General features: G+C 34.1%; 22 protein-coding genes and 1 pseudogene. 15 read left to right on the forward strand and 8 right to left on the reverse strand.

Annotated elements, in window-relative coordinates; translation table 11 throughout:
• From M014_RS0126175 to M014_RS0126205, 7 genes are all read left to right on the forward strand, one after another.
• Window positions 1–1,269 (forward strand): peptidase, encoded by a 1,269-nt coding sequence (locus M014_RS0126175; RefSeq protein WP_026594337.1) that lies wholly within the window; start codon window positions 1–3, stop codon window positions 1,267–1,269.
• A complete protein-coding gene (gene ablB, locus M014_RS0126180; protein WP_026594338.1) occupies window positions 1,266–2,117 on the forward strand; it encodes a putative beta-lysine N-acetyltransferase in 852 nt (283 codons plus the stop codon). The genes M014_RS0126175 and ablB overlap by 4 nt, the downstream gene beginning before the upstream one ends.
• A 222-nt stretch (window positions 2,118–2,339) precedes the next feature.
• Window positions 2,340–3,731, forward strand: a complete 1,392-nt coding sequence (locus M014_RS0126185; RefSeq protein WP_155924367.1) for a sigma-54 interaction domain-containing protein — start codon at window positions 2,340–2,342, stop codon at window positions 3,729–3,731.
• 208 nt (window positions 3,732–3,939) lie between these two features.
• Window positions 3,940–5,358, forward strand: a complete 1,419-nt coding sequence (gene ablA, locus M014_RS0126190) for a lysine 2,3-aminomutase (RefSeq protein ID WP_026594340.1) — start codon at window positions 3,940–3,942, stop codon at window positions 5,356–5,358.
• Window positions 5,355–5,627, forward strand: a complete 273-nt coding sequence (locus tag M014_RS0126195) for a YokU family protein (protein WP_017149664.1) — start codon at window positions 5,355–5,357, stop codon at window positions 5,625–5,627. The genes ablA and M014_RS0126195 overlap by 4 nt, the downstream gene beginning before the upstream one ends.
• Window positions 5,628–5,699: 72 nt before the next feature.
• On the forward strand, window positions 5,700–5,915 hold the full coding sequence (locus tag M014_RS0126200) for a YozE family protein (RefSeq protein WP_026594341.1): 216 nt from the start codon (window positions 5,700–5,702) through the stop codon (window positions 5,913–5,915).
• Window positions 5,916–6,082: 167 nt separating this feature from the next.
• Entirely contained in the window at window positions 6,083–6,745 is a 663-nt protein-coding gene (locus M014_RS0126205) for a hypothetical protein (protein WP_026594342.1), read from the forward strand.
• Here M014_RS0126205 and M014_RS29000 read toward each other — a convergent pair whose 3' ends face one another.
• Window positions 6,746–6,883: a DUF3930 family protein gene (locus M014_RS29000; protein ID WP_081811136.1), complete on the reverse strand. Its 138-nt coding sequence runs from the start codon at window positions 6,881–6,883 to the stop codon at window positions 6,746–6,748. It abuts the gene before it with no gap.
• Window positions 6,884–7,040: 157 nt separating this feature from the next.
• On the opposite strand from M014_RS29000, the gene M014_RS0126215 reads away from it, so the two are divergent.
• From M014_RS0126215 to M014_RS0126230, 5 genes are all read left to right on the forward strand, one after another.
• Complete coding sequence (locus M014_RS0126215) at window positions 7,041–7,220, forward strand: YozD family protein (protein WP_003197525.1); 180 nt, start codon at window positions 7,041–7,043, stop codon at window positions 7,218–7,220.
• A 124-nt stretch (window positions 7,221–7,344) separates the two neighbouring features.
• Window positions 7,345–7,536, forward strand: coding sequence for a hypothetical protein (locus M014_RS29005; RefSeq protein ID WP_081811137.1), 192 nt, complete (start codon window positions 7,345–7,347; stop codon window positions 7,534–7,536).
• A complete protein-coding gene (locus M014_RS0126220; protein WP_026594343.1) occupies window positions 7,536–8,357 on the forward strand; it encodes a serine/threonine protein kinase in 822 nt (273 codons plus the stop codon). The genes M014_RS29005 and M014_RS0126220 overlap by 1 nt, the downstream gene beginning before the upstream one ends.
• Window positions 8,339–9,094, forward strand: coding sequence for a sporulation protein (locus tag M014_RS0126225; protein ID WP_026594344.1), 756 nt, complete (start codon window positions 8,339–8,341; stop codon window positions 9,092–9,094). Before M014_RS0126220 ends, M014_RS0126225 begins: the two co-directional genes overlap by 19 nt.
• 82 nt (window positions 9,095–9,176) lie before the next feature.
• A complete protein-coding gene (locus M014_RS0126230; RefSeq protein WP_026594345.1) occupies window positions 9,177–9,812 on the forward strand; it encodes a phosphatase PAP2 family protein in 636 nt (211 codons plus the stop codon).
• Here the strand turns inward: M014_RS0126230 and M014_RS0126235 are convergent.
• Window positions 9,799–10,680: a cation diffusion facilitator family transporter gene (locus tag M014_RS0126235; RefSeq protein WP_026594346.1), complete on the reverse strand. Its 882-nt coding sequence runs from the start codon at window positions 10,678–10,680 to the stop codon at window positions 9,799–9,801. The two genes, M014_RS0126230 and M014_RS0126235, sit on opposite strands and share 14 nt — an antisense overlap.
• A gap of 218 nt (window positions 10,681–10,898) precedes the next feature.
• On the opposite strand from M014_RS0126235, the gene M014_RS0126240 reads away from it, so the two are divergent.
• Window positions 10,899–11,681, forward strand: a complete 783-nt coding sequence (locus M014_RS0126240; protein ID WP_026594347.1) for a hypothetical protein — start codon at window positions 10,899–10,901, stop codon at window positions 11,679–11,681.
• A 32-nt stretch (window positions 11,682–11,713) separates the two neighbouring features.
• Here the strand turns inward: M014_RS0126240 and M014_RS29010 are convergent, their stop codons facing one another.
• The 6 genes and pseudogenes from M014_RS29010 to M014_RS0126265 form a co-directional block, all read right to left on the reverse strand.
• Entirely contained in the window at window positions 11,714–11,872 is a 159-nt protein-coding gene (locus M014_RS29010) for a DUF4176 domain-containing protein (RefSeq protein WP_081811138.1), read from the reverse strand.
• 179 nt (window positions 11,873–12,051) lie between these two features.
• On the reverse strand, window positions 12,052–12,366 hold the full coding sequence (locus M014_RS0126245; protein WP_026594348.1) for a thioredoxin family protein: 315 nt from the start codon (window positions 12,364–12,366) through the stop codon (window positions 12,052–12,054).
• Between the two features lie 74 nt (window positions 12,367–12,440).
• Window positions 12,441–12,716 (reverse strand): annotated as a pseudogene (locus M014_RS27520) (tyrosine-type recombinase/integrase); the annotation flags it as partial.
• A gap of 16 nt (window positions 12,717–12,732) precedes the next feature.
• The gene (locus tag M014_RS0126255; protein ID WP_026594349.1) at window positions 12,733–13,353 is read right to left on the reverse strand and encodes a class D sortase; all 621 of its coding nucleotides are present in this window, start codon (window positions 13,351–13,353) and stop codon (window positions 12,733–12,735) included.
• Window positions 13,354–13,410: 57 nt separating this feature from the next.
• Window positions 13,411–13,824 (reverse strand): LPXTG cell wall anchor domain-containing protein, encoded by a 414-nt coding sequence (locus tag M014_RS0126260; protein ID WP_026594350.1) that lies wholly within the window; start codon window positions 13,822–13,824, stop codon window positions 13,411–13,413.
• Between the two features lie 615 nt (window positions 13,825–14,439).
• On the reverse strand, window positions 14,440–15,054 hold the full coding sequence (locus tag M014_RS0126265) for a pesticidal protein (RefSeq protein WP_026594351.1): 615 nt from the start codon (window positions 15,052–15,054) through the stop codon (window positions 14,440–14,442).
• A gap of 1,355 nt (window positions 15,055–16,409) precedes the next feature.
• Between M014_RS0126265 and M014_RS0126270 the strand changes: the two genes are divergently transcribed.
• Together M014_RS0126270 and M014_RS29015 are read left to right on the forward strand one after the other, a co-directional pair.
• Window positions 16,410–17,063 carry a DUF6944 family repetitive protein gene (locus M014_RS0126270; RefSeq protein ID WP_026594352.1) on the forward strand — a complete coding sequence of 218 codons (654 nt, stop codon included), beginning with the start codon at window positions 16,410–16,412 and terminating at the stop codon, window positions 17,061–17,063.
• Window positions 17,064–17,540: 477 nt separating this feature from the next.
• Window positions 17,541–17,675, forward strand: a 135-nt coding sequence (locus M014_RS29015; protein ID WP_155924368.1) for a helix-turn-helix domain-containing protein, incomplete at its 3' end; no start/stop codon positions are given.

Consider the following 17,675-nt stretch of genomic DNA (forward strand, 5'->3'; position numbering starts at 1 on the left):
ATGGAGCAATTAAAAAAACAAGTGTGTGATTATATTGAAAGTCATGAAGGAGAAAGTGTAAAGTTCTTAAAACGATTAATTCAAGAAAAAAGTGTATCTGGAGATGAGAGCGGCGCGCAAGCAATTGTCATTGAAAAGCTACGTGAATTAGGTTTAGATCTTGATATTTGGGAGCCTTCTTTTACAAAAATGAAAGATCATCCGTATTTTGTATCTCCAAGAACGAATTTTTCAGATAGCCCAAATATCGTTGCGACACTAAAAGGAAGCGGCGATGGAAAATCAATGATTTTAAATGGACACATTGATGTTGTACCAGAAGGTGATGTGAATCAGTGGGAACACCATCCATATAGTGGTGAGAAAGTAGGGAATCGCATATACGGTCGTGGAACAACGGATATGAAGGGCGGAAATGTAGCTCTTATGTTGGCAATGGAGGCAATTATAGAATTGGGTATTGAATTAAAAGGAGATATTTATTTTCAAAGTGTAATAGAAGAAGAGAGCGGTGGAGCAGGTACTTTAGCAACAATTTTGCGAGGGTATAAGGCGGATGGGGTTATCATTCCAGAACCAACAAATATGAAGTTTTTCCCGAAGCAACAAGGGTCAATGTGGTTTCGCCTGCATGTGAAAGGGAAAGCAGCGCATGGTGGGACTCGTTATGAAGGAGTTAGTGCGATTGAAAAAAGCATGTTTGTTGTTGAGCATTTGAGACAATTAGAACAGAAAAGAAATGAACGAATTACAGACCCGTTATATAAAGAAATTCCAATCCCTGTTCCAATCAATGTTGGGAAAATTGAAGGTGGTAGCTGGCCAAGCTCCGTACCAGATTCGTTGATTTTAGAAGGAAGATGTGGAGTTGCACCGAATGAGACGATAGAGGCTGTAAAAGAAGAATTTGAAAATTGGATAGGGCAATTAAAGAATGTAGATCCATGGTTCGAAGAATATCCAGTAGAGGTAGAATGGTTTGGGGCAAGATGGGTTCCAGGTGAATTAGATGAGGAGCATGTACTCATTACAACACTTCAAGATAATTTTGCTCAAATTGAAGGAAGAAATCCAATTGTAGAAGCTGCACCATGGGGGACAGATGGTGGTTTGTTTACACAAATCGCAGAAATCCCAACTATTATATTTGGACCAGGAGAGACAAAGGTAGCCCACTATCCAAATGAGTACATTGAAGTGGATAAAATGATTGCCGCAGCAAAAATTATTGCATGCACATTACTAGACTGGTGCGAGGTGAAAAAATGAAATATTATGAATCATTTAGAGAACAGACAAACTACTATACTGTAGAAGGGGCGCTAGATTATTTTAATAAACGTATTCGGGTAGAGCATTATACAGGAAATGTAGAAAGTCTTATGCAAAAAATAGAAGAATTAGCAGAGAAGCATTCTTTCACTAAATGCATTATAAAAGGAAAGGGAGAGCATGTTTCGACTTGGCTCTCTTTTGGCTTTTTATTAGAAGCGACAATTCCACATTATTTTCAAGGACATGATGCATACTTTTTCGTGAAATATCGTGATGATGAAAGACGAAATAGTATTCAGTGGGCTGAAGAGGATCATATTATAAATGGTGTGAGAGAAAAGGAAGTAAAGGAGAAGCAAGTTCCAGAGAAATTTATCCTAAGAAAAGCGACAGAGGCAGACTCAGAAGAATTGGCAAGTGTGTTTGGAAAAGTATTTGAAATTTATCCGACACCGTTAAATGAAGCAGACTATATTGTTCAGACGATGAAAGAAGATACAATTTATTATGTGTATGAATCAGAAGGACGTATTATTAGCACTGCTTCAGCAGAAATGAATGTGAAAGAAGGTAATGCAGAATTAACGAATTGTGCAACTTTACCGGAATATCGAAAACATGGACTTATGAAAAGTTTACTCATTAAGTTAGAAGAAGAATTACAAGAGAGAGCAATCTTTTGTTCTTACACAATTGCACGTTCACTTTCATTTGGCATGAATGCAGCTTTTCATCAGCTAGGATATACATACACAGGAAGGCTAGCAAATAATTGTTATATTTTTGATAAATTAGAAGATATGAATGTATGGGTAAAAGATTTATCTCGCATGAATGGGTAGTAAGTTCTTTACTTGAAAGTTCAGAGTGTCTAATTGGAGCGGGTTAATCATCAGTGGGGGATGATTAACCCACTGATTCAAGTTGTACTTTATCCCTTGTTGGCGGGAAAGTAGTAATATGAAATAAATAGAAAAATAGAACGGAATCGTCATGCTTATAATCGCGCACAGGGGTGCCGGAAATTCGGCATATAATTTGCTGAATTTTTAGCAGGAGGAGGGATGACATTGCTGGCAGTTTCGACACAAGAAGTCATTGAAGCGATTTTGGGCAGTATTGATGAAGCGATTCATGCGGTGGATGAAAATGGTATTACAATTTTTTATAATACTGTTGCTGCAAAACACGATGGGTCCAAGATTGAGAATGTATTAGGGAAGCATTTATTAGAAGCATTCCCGTCTTTATCAAGGGAAACGAGTACACTTATGAAAGTTCTAGATACACAAAAGCCGATTTTACATCAAGTACAGCGTTATCAAAATTTAAATGGTGAAGATGTCTGTACTGTAAATACCACATTACCTATTTTTATAGAAGATAAAATTGCGGGTGCTGTTGAAATTGCAAAAGATTACTCAACGATTCAAAAATTAACGGATACCATTGTTGATTTGCAATCGAAAATGAAACGATCTTCTAGGAAGAAGGTAACAAAAAAACATGTTGCTTTTAATACAATTGTGACGAATGATTTTCGCTTTAAACAAACAAAAGATTTAGCGCAAAAGGTAGCTCCAACAAATGCAAATGTTTTAATATACGGAGAAACAGGAACAGGAAAAGAACTATTTGTACAAGCGATTCATGAGGCTTCAAACCGTAAAAACAAACCGTTTATTGCCCAAAACTGTGCAGCTCTTCCAGAGTCATTACTAGAAAGTCTATTATTTGGGACAACTAAAGGGAGTTATACTGGAGCTATTGAACGTGCGGGGTTATTTGAACTTGCAGATGGAGGGACATTATTTTTAGATGAATTAAATTCAATGCCTCTTGATCTGCAGGCGAAAATGCTACGCGCATTAGAGGATGGAGTAATTCGTCGCATCGGTGATAGTAAAACGAGAAAAGTGGATGTACGTGTCATTACTGCGATGAATCAGCCGCCAGAGATATGTTTGCGTGAAAATAAAATTCGTACCGATTTATATTATCGTTTAAATGTATTTTCGTTATATATTCCACCACTTCGTGAGCGAAAAGAAGATGTATTATTGTTAGCGTCTTACTTTTTAAGAGACTATAACAAAGAATATAAAAAAGAGGTACTGCATATTGACAATGAGACGAAGGAAAGATTATTAGCCTATCATTGGCCCGGAAATGTAAGGGAGTTAAAGCACACGATTGAACATGCTGTAATTATTGCAGAAGGAGGTTCATTAACAGTTAGTTGTTTACCCCGAACATTTCGAAAAGAAGTAGAGTTAAGGAAAAAGAAGAAGTCTATTCTGCCATTACGTGAGGCACTGAATCAAACAGAAAAAGAATTAATCGATCGAGCGTTAGTGGAAACGGATGGGAATATTTTGCAAGCTGCTAAGCTATTAGGTATTCCAAGGCAAACATTGCAGTATAAATTAAACAAGTATGACAAAACCGCCGAATAATCGGCGGTTTTTGAGTGTTTGCACCAAAAAAAGAGCGCTTACATATACAGAAAGTAACGAATATTGTATTGAATCGAGCGCCATTTAAAATAAAAAAATATTTTTTTCTTATATAATAGGATATCTTTCGTCACCACTTCTTGAAAATGTATAGTTGGCATAATTATTGCTTATATAAATGGCGAGCGTAAAAAAAGGGGGAATAGCAATGTTACATGATGTATACAAACCAAATCGTCACTGGAAAGAGATCGAATTATGGAAAGATGTTACAGAAGAGCAATGGAATGATTGGGTTTGGCAATTAACGAATACGATCAAAACGTTAGATGATTTAAAGAAAGTGATTAATTTGACACCAGAAGAAGAAGAAGGTGTTAAAATTTCAACGAAAACAATTCCGTTAAATATTACACCGTACTATGCTTCTCTTATGAATCCTGATGATCCACGCTGTCCGATTCGGATGCAATCTGTACCGATTTCGGAAGAATTATATAAAACAAAGTATGATTTAGAAGATCCGCTTCATGAAGATGAAGATTCACCAGTTCCAGGCTTAACACATCGTTATCCAGACCGCGTGTTATTTCTAGTTACAAATCAATGTTCTATGTATTGTCGTTATTGTACACGTCGTCGTTTTAGTGGACAAATTGGAATGGGTGTTCCGAAAAAACAATTAGATGATGCTATTACTTATATTCGTGAAACACCACAAGTGCGTGATGTTTTAATCTCTGGTGGTGACGGTCTTCTTATTAATGATAAAATTTTAGAATACGTATTAAAGAACTTACGAGCAATTCCGCATGTGGAAATTATCCGTATTGGAACGAGAGCACCAGTTGTATTCCCACAACGTATTACAGAAAATCTATGTAACATTATTAAAAAATATCACCCAGTATGGTTAAATACACATTTTAATACTTCTATTGAAATTACGGAAGAATCAAAACTAGCATGTGAAATGCTTGCAAATGCTGGTGTGCCAATTGGAAACCAAGCGGTAATTTTAGCAGGAATTAACGACAGTGTACCAATTATGAAAAAGCTGATGCATGATTTAGTTAAAATTCGTGTTCGTCCGTATTATATTTATCAATGTGATTTATCAGAAGGTATTGGTCATTTCCGTGCACCGGTTTCCAAAGGATTAGAAATTATTGAGGGACTACGTGGACATACATCTGGTTATGCAGTGCCAACATTCGTTGTCGATGCCCCAGGTGGAGGCGGAAAAATTGCGCTTCAGCCAAATTATTTAATTTCACAAAGTGCGGATAAGGTTGTTCTTCGTAACTTTGAAGGTGTTATTACAACGTATCCAGAACCAGAAAATTATGTGCCAGGAAGAGCTGAAGGTTATTTTAAAGAGATTTATCCAACTTATGAAGAAAAACGCTCTGATATCGGTGTAGCAGGGTTGATGAGTGATAAGAAATTCAATCTTGTTCCGGATGATTTGCAACGTATGAATCGCCGCAAAGACTATGAAACAAATGAAACACATTCTTCCTTAAAGGATAAACGTGATAAGCGTGATGAGTTAAAAGATAAAAAATACCAAGCTCAAATGGCGAAATTAGAAGAAAATACAGAAGCTGAGGGTGACGCAGTATGAATTGTATGTGGTGTGACAGTACAGAGGCGAAAGAAAGTCTGAATACTGTATATTGGGAATTGCCAGATGGTACAAAAGCCATTGAAATTCAAAAGACACCATGTATTTCTTGCTCATCATGTGGAATGGACTATCAGCCTGATCATGTTGTAAAAGAAATAGAAGATCAGTTGTTTTTAATTTATACAAAAGATTTACCAAAACAATTAACATATGAAGAGTTAATGGAGCGCCCACGTCTACTAAAAAGAAATTATTTTGACTTTTAACCAGCGATTATGCTGGTTTTTTTCTTTTTCCCCTTGTATAATGTATCCAAGTTAGAAAGGTAGGGAATATTTTTGAAAAAGTCATTTTATCACTATATGATGAAGCATCGTGCGTCTTTAATCAAAAATGAAATATCGGATTTTGCTGAAGCTATGTATGACGATTTAAGTTTTCCGAAGCAATCAGAAGATTACGATGAAATTAGTTCGTATTTAGAATTAAGTGGATTACTGGATAGTATGTCTATTTTTGATGAAGCATGGGAGCTATACATACAAGAAAGATAACGAGCAAACATATACTACAAATATATCTGCACTAGTACATCACTCTATAAAAAGTGATGTATTTTTTATTGGAAAAATTTTTGAATATAAGCTCATGTGATAAGCGTTTTTTAATCGTTTGCATATACTGTTATCAAAAATCACGACTTTAAAAAGGAGAGATATAAATGGCAAGAAAAAAACAACCTAAATATAACGTAGGAGATATAGTCGTGATTACACTATATGGAACTGTTGGTAAAATCACAAATATGAAAATGTTAGATGGCGTTTATGTATATGAAGTTAATAATCATGATGGATATTATGTGGAACAAACACTTCAACATGTCACGGAACAAGAAATGAAAAAAGGTGAAACAGAATGGATTGAATTACGATATCATTTTACGTTTGGTGATCTTGTGCAAGTTACGGGTTATGATAAAGATGTCTTTCGTATCGTTGGATTTCGTACAGAAGTGTGGCGATATAAAAATGATGCATGGGAAGATACAATATATGAATTATCGAGAATCACAGATGGTGAGTGGTTAGAGGCTGATGAATCAGATTTAACATTGCTTGCGAATGCACAAACGGCTAATGCCATCTTGAAAAAAATGAAACAAGATAAAGCAGGGATGAATAAATTAGATCTTGGAAAATTGAAGTCAATCAATAATTCCAAAAAGGTAAGTATTAAAACGAGCAGACAAGAAATTATTGATGGATTATTAGATATTTATAATGACTATCAATTATTATATGAAACATTTCAAGATGAAGAATATAAAATTGTAATGGATGTCGTTCATAATTATTTAGTTAAACTAACAGAGAAAAAATAACTAGAAAGCAAGAAGGAACTGAACAAAAATATAAGCTGTGTAAGGTATACCTACAATTGTTAAAAAAATAATAAGCCCTTTGATGACAGAGTCTGCCCATTTATCTTCATGCATGAACTCTTCTTTTCTTTGTTCCATTTTATTTCCCCCTTCAAATAGCTTGTACTACATCGTATGCTGTAAGACGAGTCAATATGACTGACAAATATGATATGGAAAAGAAAATCTATTTTTCTAATCTCGTATACATAATTTTGAAATTCCTTCATAAAACAGAAATAAAGGAGTGATGCTCATGAAGGAAATTGAGGTCGTAATTGATACGGAAGAAATTGCGGAGTTTTTTTATGAGCAACTAATAGAGAGAGGGTATGTACCAAAGCGAGAAGAGATTGAAGATCTCGCTGATATTACATTTGAGTATTTACTAGAAAAATGTATGATTGATGAAGTGTTTGATGAGGATGAAGGGTGAAAGTAACGACGGGAAAAACCCGTCGTTTTTTACACTTCAAAATCATTTCTTTACAAACTTGTCACAAACATAAAAGATTATTATTGGTATAATAAAAAGAAAATTTTAAACAAGAGGTGAAGGGATGTTCAAAAAAATTATTGATTCTTTACTAGGAAAGAAGAATAGACATCGTTCCTACTCAAGTAGTGATTATCGTCATAGAGGTCGCTCGTATTCAAGTAGCGATTATAATAAGAGGAGAAATCCCCATGGCTATGGACATCAGCATTATAAAAGAAAACACAAAAGTCGTAGCTTTTTTTCAAGTAGTTGATGAAGTGGCGTGATATACTTGCTTGGTTTGATAGGCCGCTGCACAATGATACAATTGTCTCGCAACGCTATAAAATTGAATCAGTAATTGGAATGGGTAGCTATGGTTTTACATATATCGTTTATGATTTAGAAACGAAAGAGAAAAAAGTTTTAAAACAATTAAGACAAAGTAAGCAAAGGTATAAGTCAGGTAGAAGGTCGTTTGCGCAAGAGCAAACAATTTTAGAGCAGTTAAATCATCCAGCAATACCGAGCTTATATGATAGTTTTATATGGAAAAAACAGCCGTTTTTTGTAATGGAGTACATGTCGGGTAAGAATTTCGAAGACTTCATTTTTAGAGATGGACATGTATATGAAGAGCAAGAAGCTTTTCATATTTTATATAAGGTACTTGAGATTGTTTCTTATTTTCATAGTAAAGGTATTATTCATCGAGACTTACGAATTCCAAACATTTTAATGAAAGAGGGACAAATCAGCATTATCGATTTTGGATTAGCTAAATTTATAGAAGAAATCGATGAACGGGCATCTACCTATGAAGGGGAACAAGCCTATATGCGAGAGGTTCATTATCGTAGTGATTTTTATGCACTAGGTCACTTTACATTATTTTTATTATACTCTGGCTATGAATCTACTGTAGAAGAAGAAAGGCCATGGTATGAAGAGTTGCAGATAATGAAAGAAAACTGTGAAATTATTATGCGAATGTTGCGGATGAAGTCTCCTTATTATGAAAATATACAAGAAGTTAGAGAAGATGTACGCCATGTATTAGAAAGGATGGGAGATACATGTTTCAAAAGTTTTTAGCGAGCATTGGAGTAGGAAGCGCGAAAGTAGATACAGTTCTTGAAAAAGAAGAATATTTAGTAGGAGAAGAAATTGTAGGTGTAGTTCACATTACAGGTGGAGCAGTTAGTCAACAAATTGAAAGCATTTACTTAACATTAACGACGTCGTATATACGAGAAGTAGATGATAAAAAAGTAAGCGCTACATTCGATTTAGAACGAGTACGTTTAACCGATCCGATTACGATATCTCCAAATGAAAAAGTGGAAATTCCATTTTCATTCCCAATGCCAATTGAAGCGCCGCTTACATTTGGAATGAAAAATGTTTGGGTTCATACAGGTCTTGATATTAAGCGGAGTATTGATCCGAGTGATCGCGATTACATTCAGGTGTTACCGAATGCATTATTTAACAGTGTGTTAGATAGCGCAAAACAATTAGGATTCAGGCTTCGTCAAGCAGAATGTGAAGAATTACCACACCGATTACGTACCAATATTCCATTTGCACAAGAATTTGAGTTCATTCCAGTTTCAGGACAGTATTATGGAAAGTTGGATGAATTGGAATTATTAATTCTACCACGTGCCTATGATCGATTAGATATTGTTATGGAAGTAGACAGAAAAGCCCGTGGGCTAGCAGGACTATTTTCAGAAGCATTAGACTTAGATGAAAGAGTCGTTCGTTTTACTGTAACGCGTGAAGATATCCCAGCTATGCAGCAAAAAATTAACAGTTATATTTCTTAATAAAAGATGCATAAAAAAGAAATGGAGAGGAAAACTAAAACAACCGCTCCATTTCTTATTTTTATATAGTGAGGTTATGTATGTGAAACGATATCGACATGTATACTTGTTAATTGTGTTTCTCATTTGTTTTGTCGGATTATCACTTTCGTATCATACCGCTTGCATTGAAAAATTTGATGATGTTATTTCCAAATTTATTCAAAGTTTTCGGAACGAGTATTTGACAGCTTATTTCACCTGGATGTCTTATATTGGTTCAAAGAAAATATATTTCCCATTATTAATCATAGTTGTAATGTACTTTCTTATTCGAAAAAAGTTGTTAGGTGCGTTATTTTTAATCGTTAATTATTACGGATCTCGTTACCTTAACAACCTTTTAAAATTATGGTACGAACGACCAAGACCAGATGTATCGCAGCTTGTTACAGCTACAGGATATAGCTTTCCAAGCGGCCACTCGATGAATGCTACAGCATTTCTAGGATTTATCGCTTATGTAACAATTACGGAACATCGTATTACATTGCATAGAAAGTTGTTGATTATTTTAATTACATGTTTCGTTATATTTTCTATTTCTGTTAGCCGCGTATATCTTGGTGTTCATTATCCATCCGATATATTAGCGGGTTGGGCAGCGGGGGGAAGTTGGCTCATTTTATGTATTATGTTTCATCAAACATTCATCAAAAAAGAACCTATGTCATCATAGGTTCTTTTTGCGTAGGTTCTACATGAATATGAGTGTATAAAATTCCAAATCTTTCTTCTAACATTTCTTCAATTTCATCGGTAATATGATGGCTTTTACTCACGTCCATATGAGCATCTACTTCAATCGTAATATCCACATACGTTTGGTTCCCATACATACGTGCACGAATATCAACAATATTTTCAACACCAGAAACGAGCTTGACAGCATGTGAATATTCTTCCATTTTATCCGGATCGATGCCATCGGTTAACATATGAGAGGCTTCTGTAAAAATATCCCACGCGGTTTTACAAATAATAAAGCCGACAATTAAGGCTGCAATTGGATCGAGGATAGGCATGTCGAACTGTGATGCTACAATACCGACAACTGTACCTATACTAACGAGAGCATCGGATAAATTATCTTTTGCTGCGGCTTCTAGTGCTTTACTTTTTGTGCGCTGCGCAATTTTATTATTATATTTATACACACTGTACATGACGACAGCACAAAATAAGGCAACCCAAGCTGCAAGTACATTAGGCGCCGTTTTCTGTGGAGTGAAAAACGATTGAATTGCACTTACGATAACTTCAAGTCCGACCGTTGCCATAATAAAGGAGGCGACAAGTGAAGCAATTTGTTCTGCACGAGAATGACCATATGGATGATCCGGATCACGAGGTTTTCGAGAAATTTTTAAACCGATTAATACAGCTATAGAAGCACCGATATCTGTTAAATTATTTAAACCGTCTGCACGTAATGCACTGGAAAGAGCAATATAGCTAATTGCGATTTTTAGTGACGCTAAAAATATGTAGGCAATAATGCTGACAATGGCTCCTTTATCAGCTTCTTTATTAGAAAGTGAATTCATAACGATCACTCACCTTTCTGTTAGGAATTTCTTTCTAGTAATAGAGTATCAAACGGAACTCGTGTGGGTCTATACAAACATTGTTGACGCTTTATAGCTTTTTAAGTAGGGGATAACAAAGTTAGCTTAGGGCAAAAAGATTAATATATATACATCAAAAATATTTCTGATTATAATTAAGATGAGAATATTAGTAATATATGGGGGAATAGCAATTAGTGAATAAAAAGGCAACAGTTAAAATAGGGGTATTGTTTACAATTTTATTAATTGTATGTGTTTTTTATGGGTATAAGAGTTTAAATAGTTTTTTACTCTGGGACGAACTCGGTGATTTCAAGATGATTTCAAGTGATAAAGAAGTTGCAGATGGTATTTACTTTGTAAGAGGGAAGATATATTCTGAACCTGTAACAGGAGATGAAACATTACTTGCTGATGGGTATGCGGTAGTGAATCGTATTCAAAAGAAAAAAACGACATACTATACACAGACTTCTGCACCAAATCGTTCTTTATGGAGTAACAGTCAAGTGACAGCTTTTTATAATGAACCAATACATATTGGAAATAAAGAATTAAAATTAATAAATAAAGAAAATGTATCTCTTGAAACACCCTTTATAGAATTAAATAGTCAGAATGTAATTTCAACAAGAATAAATGATATTCAGGCGAATGCTACAAAGTTAGCAGATGGAAAAAAACGTTTTTATTCATTTAGAGCAGTAGAAAATAAAGAAAATGTAGTTGTGCTTGGGTCAGTAGATGGAAAAATAATAAAAGAATTACCTAATAGATATGGGAAATCTGTTTATATTGGAAATACTAAGGAACAAATTATAGATAGATTAAAGAGTGAAAACAACAAAAATTGGATATATTTTTCTGTCCTTGTTGTATTAACCAGTATTAGTGGGTTTGTATTATATATGTATGGGAAGGGAAAATGGGCAAAAGATGTTTTTGTTTTTACATTTTTCGGTAGAAAGATAAATTAAAGAGGACGCACCTTTGCGTCCTCTTTAAAAATTTATATGAGTTCTTCTTTATTTTCATATCCAGTAAATAAAACTTCTTCAATTTGTATATGATCGAAAAAAACATTATAATCTTTTGAAAGGTTACCATAAGGGTAAAGACAACCAACATAATCCCGATTTTTTCGATTAGATTGTTGTTTTCTTCCTATCTAAGGAAATGTTGTTTATCCCGCATTATAAGACCTTGCCTTAAAATGCAACGAAAGCAAAGTAGTAAGGTAGGGAATAAAACGGCCAGTAAAAGCATGATTCGTTCAACTAATAATCAGTGGGAGGTGATGCCCCACTAATTAAAGTTTCATTTTGTTACCTAAATAGTTTATTTGAATTAGTATGCTTCTAAAAACTCAGTAACTTGCTCTTCTGTTTTTGCATTTGCACTATGTAAATGACCAAGTTTTTCACCATTTTGATACACTAATAAGCTAGGAATTCCCATTACTTGATACTCTTCTGCAATACTTGGGAATTCATCTTTATTTATAGAATACCATTCAAATTTATTGAACTCTTCCATTACATCCCCGATAAAGTTGTCCATACGTACACAATCTGGGCACCATGTAGTAAAGAACTTAACAACTACTGGCTCCTCGCTTGCGATAATGTCTTTGAATTCCTTTTCACTCTTGATTTCTTTCATGTTTTGTTGCTCCTTTTTCATTTTTTGTATTTGGAATAATTCAGGTGGTGTTTTTGCTAAAAAAACGAAAACTTTTAACAAACGTTTTTCTTTCCGAATAATTCGTTTGCAAATTGATCCACCTCAGTTTCTTGAAGTCCCGGTACAACATGCGAGTAGGTGTCTAATGTGATGCCTACTATTTTGTGTCCTAATCGTTCACTTACAAATTTCGGATGAATCCCTTGTTTCAACATGATAGTTGCATGATTATGCCCTAGATCATGGAACCGAATATAAGGAACCTCACTTTTCTTTATAATCTTTTTCCAGAGCTGTGTCAAACTTCTGAAATTGCAGGGGTTACCATTTTTATGTTTTTCCGAATTATTGAACAGCAACCAAAGATGATTCAATTATGTATCGATTAGGAGCATCCCCAATATAGTTGAATGGATAACATGTGGTTAATGTAAGTGTTGGTTTATCTTTTGCAACGATTACACTCATATCATTGGCGTCGGTAATCCAGTGTTTCCGAATTTGATAAGCGTATATCTTGTTATCGTATTCAAGTAAAATATAATCATTTTCTTGTAAATCTCCTAAATCGGTAAATACTGTATCCCGATGACCACTTAGTACAGTATGTCCATTTCCAGAAGGGGGTGATGTAATGTCACTAACGAACATTCCAACGCCTTTTTTCAATGTTTTGTCATCAGCACCCCAGTAAACTTGATATTTCCGTTTGATTTTCGGGATTACCATATATGCGATTTGTTCTCCTTGTTGGTGTTGCACTTGAGAAGAGGGAAAGTGTTTCTCGGGTTCTAGTAATGTTTGCTTATGATCAGTTAGGTTGTTTATACTTTGATACTTCTTAATCTCAGTACCTGTTAAAGTCTCAACAGTTTTTGTTGAATCATACCAAGTAATAAAGTAATAAACGAAAGAAAAAGAGCCAATAGTAATCAATAATATACCGAACCATTCAAGCTTTTTCAAATGTATCACTCCATATTAAAAAAGACAGGAATATCCCTGTCTTTTTTAGTTATTATTCTATGCATCCGTCTTTTTACGACGGAATACAAAAATTGAACCTAATAATATTAGACCAGCACTTACAAGCATCATTGTCATATTATTAGAAGCTGTATTTGGTAATTTCTCAGCTTGTTTTTTTGTAACTTCGTTATTGTTTGTTTCTTTTTTTATTGGAGTTTGTTTGCTAGCCACAAATCGATCATATTCCCCTTTGTTTACTTCACAAGGTAATCCATCATTATCACGATCTAAATCATGGGGATCGTTATTCGCGTTATACCCATTACTGTGCCAAAACTCCATTACTTCTTGATTATTTTTGAATTGACCGCAATCTTTGTCATTTGGGTTCTGAGCTGCAAATACAGATGAGTTATACCCTACAGTTAAAAGTGTGAATACTGTTGCTGAAACTAATAGCTTTTTCATGTATATCTCCCTTTACCTAAATTATGTATTTATATTAAATATTTTACATTTTAAAAATCGGAAAGACAATATAAATTAATTTAAAATGTAATATTTTCCTATTTTAACATGGAGAGAATTTCTTTTATTATGAAAGCAAATCAAAGTATTCTATGTTTTTTATTATCTTTAGAACGAATATTCCCCTATGCTGAAATAAAGAAAAAAGCACACTTCAGGTAAACCGAATTACCCTTGTAATATTTGAAAGTACACTGAGAGAGGACATGTACCTGTGATTGGGAAAATAACAATTTAGGTAGTATAACAATAGAAGTTGTTGATGTTCGCGAAAATTCATCGTTAAATGCAGCTATTATGAGACAAGTCTTAAAGGGAAGTAACCATGTTTACCTAATTTGGCATCATGATGGCTCTTACTTTTTGGTATAAGATTGCTGAGAACAATTGACTACGAGATGATGTATGTAAAATCGATAAAGTTTACAAAGCATCAGGTGTTGTTTGGATTACAGGAACGAACATCAATCTTCACAAAGGTTTATGTGATTCAAAGTATATAAGAGTGTAGCAAAAAAATAACCGCCCCTTTACTTATAGGTAAAGGGGCGGGGGTTATGAGGGATAAACATCTTCAAATTTTATCCCAACAAGCATATGTTTCATCATTATAAGGCATTGTGCACTATCATTAACTGTGAAAGAACAAACTTCCTGTTTCGTTTTTTTTACAACTAAAACATCAAAACTACAGGCTAAAACGTCTGTAAGATAGTCTTTTTCCTGAGTATCTATAGCGATTAAAATATTATAAGTATATCTTGGAAAAACACTCCCATTGTTATACCAGAAGATCCATGGTTCAGCATCATGTTTATTTAAATTAATAAACATGTTAGTAATAGCATCGTTCACCTGACTCACAATATCTTGGTTTATATTTTCTCCCCAACGATAAGTAGGAAATGCTAATATATCTTTAATAATCAGATTGCTAATTTTCTCAATCAATTCTGAAATTTGAAGTGCTTCTCCGCCGATGATTGCTTCCTGTGACGAATCCAAAAAGTTTATATTACGATTTGATTCTAGCACGTTGACTAGAGTGCGAGGATCAGCGAAATCATTAAAATCCATATCTAATTCTTCAAAGAATTTCTTTAATTTAAGAACTTGTCCCAAATGTTCTTGTTTCACAGCAAACACATTATGAAAGTGATTATTCCCCATTTTTAACAGTCCCTTCTATATAGAACATAAGACAGATATATGATGGAAATTCCAATATATAACTGTTTTTTGTTTTAAAAGGATATTAAATTTTAAAAATCCCATAATTTAATTGATGATTTGCGTCATAATGGCAGTGGGAGTGATGAGTAATAGAAGAAATACAATGGAGGTTTTTAGCAGAAGAAATATAAAAAAGTGCTAACAAGTTTGCAAATAAAACTGCAAACTAAACAAATGCTTCTAAGTAAAAGTAAGAGGTAAAAAACGAATTTATAAAAATAGTAAAGACTTAACAAAATGTAACCTGAGAAGAAACCGTAAATTATAAGAATCCCTGCGGAACAGGGGGCAGGGATTCAGAGGTAAGGAAGGTTATTTTGTATTTGTCGAAACGTGTCGTTTTCAACGAATTAATCATACCATTAATTTTCAAAAGCTTATCATGTTAAATGTGTCTGAATTATATATAAACTATGTATAAATTGAAACAAAATAGTTATTTGAATGGAAGGAGCAAATGAGAGGTGAATTTACGTGAGAATCGCGAATGACTAGATGGTAATGGAGAAAAAGAATCCTAAACATCAATTTCATTTTGTAGAAAAAAACAAGGCTCTAGTTTCCTAGGACGATGGGTATAACTACTCGTTTTTATCGAGCTATTACATGATAAACTGTAACCTAATTAGATACAACGGTAATTGTTACCAATAAAAGGGCAGCTAGCAAACGCTAACGGCTTGGTTCAGGGGGATGAAGAAAGTAACTTAATGGGTTACTGTATTAATGTAATATCCATTTTAAGGAAACAAGTATATGTTATGGGTAAATAAAATGTAAGGATTCTCTCAGTCATGGAAGATTGGTGGTAGGATTAACGAAAGTTGAGATACACTTGACGGATCTGTTGCTACTATACTTTTTTGAAAAGATAGAGGATTTGAAAAGTCTGTTAATATTAGGTGGTTCAAAATCTAGTTCCTACGTAGAGTATATTATTAATTCTATAAATCGTACACCTTTTGAGTAGGATAAGCATATATAGAAGTATGGGACAAGCGTAAATCGCTTTTTTCATACTCATTGAAAACTCCTTATCACGAAAAGAGCACTTTTGAGTGCTCTTTTTAATTTGAAATACATAAGAGAGAAGTTTAGGTAAGTCATTTCATGCACAAAATGAAATGTATTAAAATATAATGGGGAAATGTAGGGAAGACATTTTTCTTGTGAGAAAATACAGATTTGGGAGCTTCAAACGATTGAGGGAAATATTTTCGATTTACTGAAAGATATTATGATTTGTGAATCCGTGATAAATAAAATGAGTCTAATATAGGTGGATGAACAATATGAGTTCAAGAAATTTAACGGTTACAGGAGCATGGTTTCAAGTAGGAGGAAATACGATAGCTGCTATTGGAACTACGAGAGGGTTTATAGGAGAGAAAAATGTTGAGGAACCACTTGTAATTGTAGGTGGATCATTACAAGCTCTTGGATATATACTACAATTGGTAGCGTTAAAAGATGCCTCTGAACAACAAGGATTACACATAGAAGAGGATAAACTCAGTAAAGAGGACCAATTGCACGAAAAAAATAAAACTTTGGAGAAAACAGGGATTGAATTACTGATTTTAGGGAATATTTCAAATGTAATAGGAACCTTTTTTAATATACACAAGAAAACAAAAGAGAATGATTATCTCATTATTACAGGAAATAGTCTGCAGTCTATTGGTGCATTTGTAGGGGTGGAAGTGGCACTAAATGAAGAACCCAAAATTCCATGGTTGATTGTAGTGGGCAATTCATTACAGACGCTAGGGGCTGGATTACAAGCATATCAAGGTATACACAATCTATCGAAAGAAAAACAAATGGTTGAGAAAAATGATCGGGAAAAAGAAGATGAGAGATTAGTTGGACTAATTGGTATTTGGATACAAGCAATTGGTACAGCAATTTCAGCAATTGGAATCACACAAATGATAGAGGAATAATTTATGAATTTTGATTATTGAGAAAACTTATATGAGTGAAAGGGAATATTTCTTTCTCTTTTAAGATAGGACAAGGACTTTAATGGGGAATCTTCGTCAGTTTTTATCATTTTCCGACAGAAAACTCCCACCTCAAGGAATGGGTAGGACATGGTTCAATGAGTAGGTGGGAGATGAATGGCGGTTAGGTAAAATCCTAATATTTCTCCTTGTGGAAGAGTTAGGATGAGGTATCGGGATTCGTTCGTTCCTATAGAAGAGAACTGATGCAGGAAGAAGTATTCTTACATAGAAGGAATTGTTCCATTATAAAAGTCTTTCCATATGTATACATTTTTGAAGGGTGGCAGAGGATTTTCGACAAAAAAGAAGAAATGATACGAGAGAAGTATTTTTGAATATATTCCGATATCGTTCTCATACATATCGTGAAAAAAGCATGTAGAAAAACTAAAATAGAAAGTGAGGTGGAAAGTGGTGCTCGTCCATAAAGCGTATAAGTTCCGGATCTACCCTAATGCAGAACAAAAAATACGTATCGCGAAAACAATGGGTTGTTCTCGTTTTGTATTCAATTATTTTTTAGCAAAATGGAATGATAGATATAAAGAA

The organism is Bacillus sp. UNC437CL72CviS29 (genome assembly GCF_000482345.1).
In the GTDB taxonomy this organism is placed as follows: domain Bacteria; phylum Bacillota; class Bacilli; order Bacillales; family Bacillaceae_G; genus Bacillus_A; species Bacillus_A arachidis.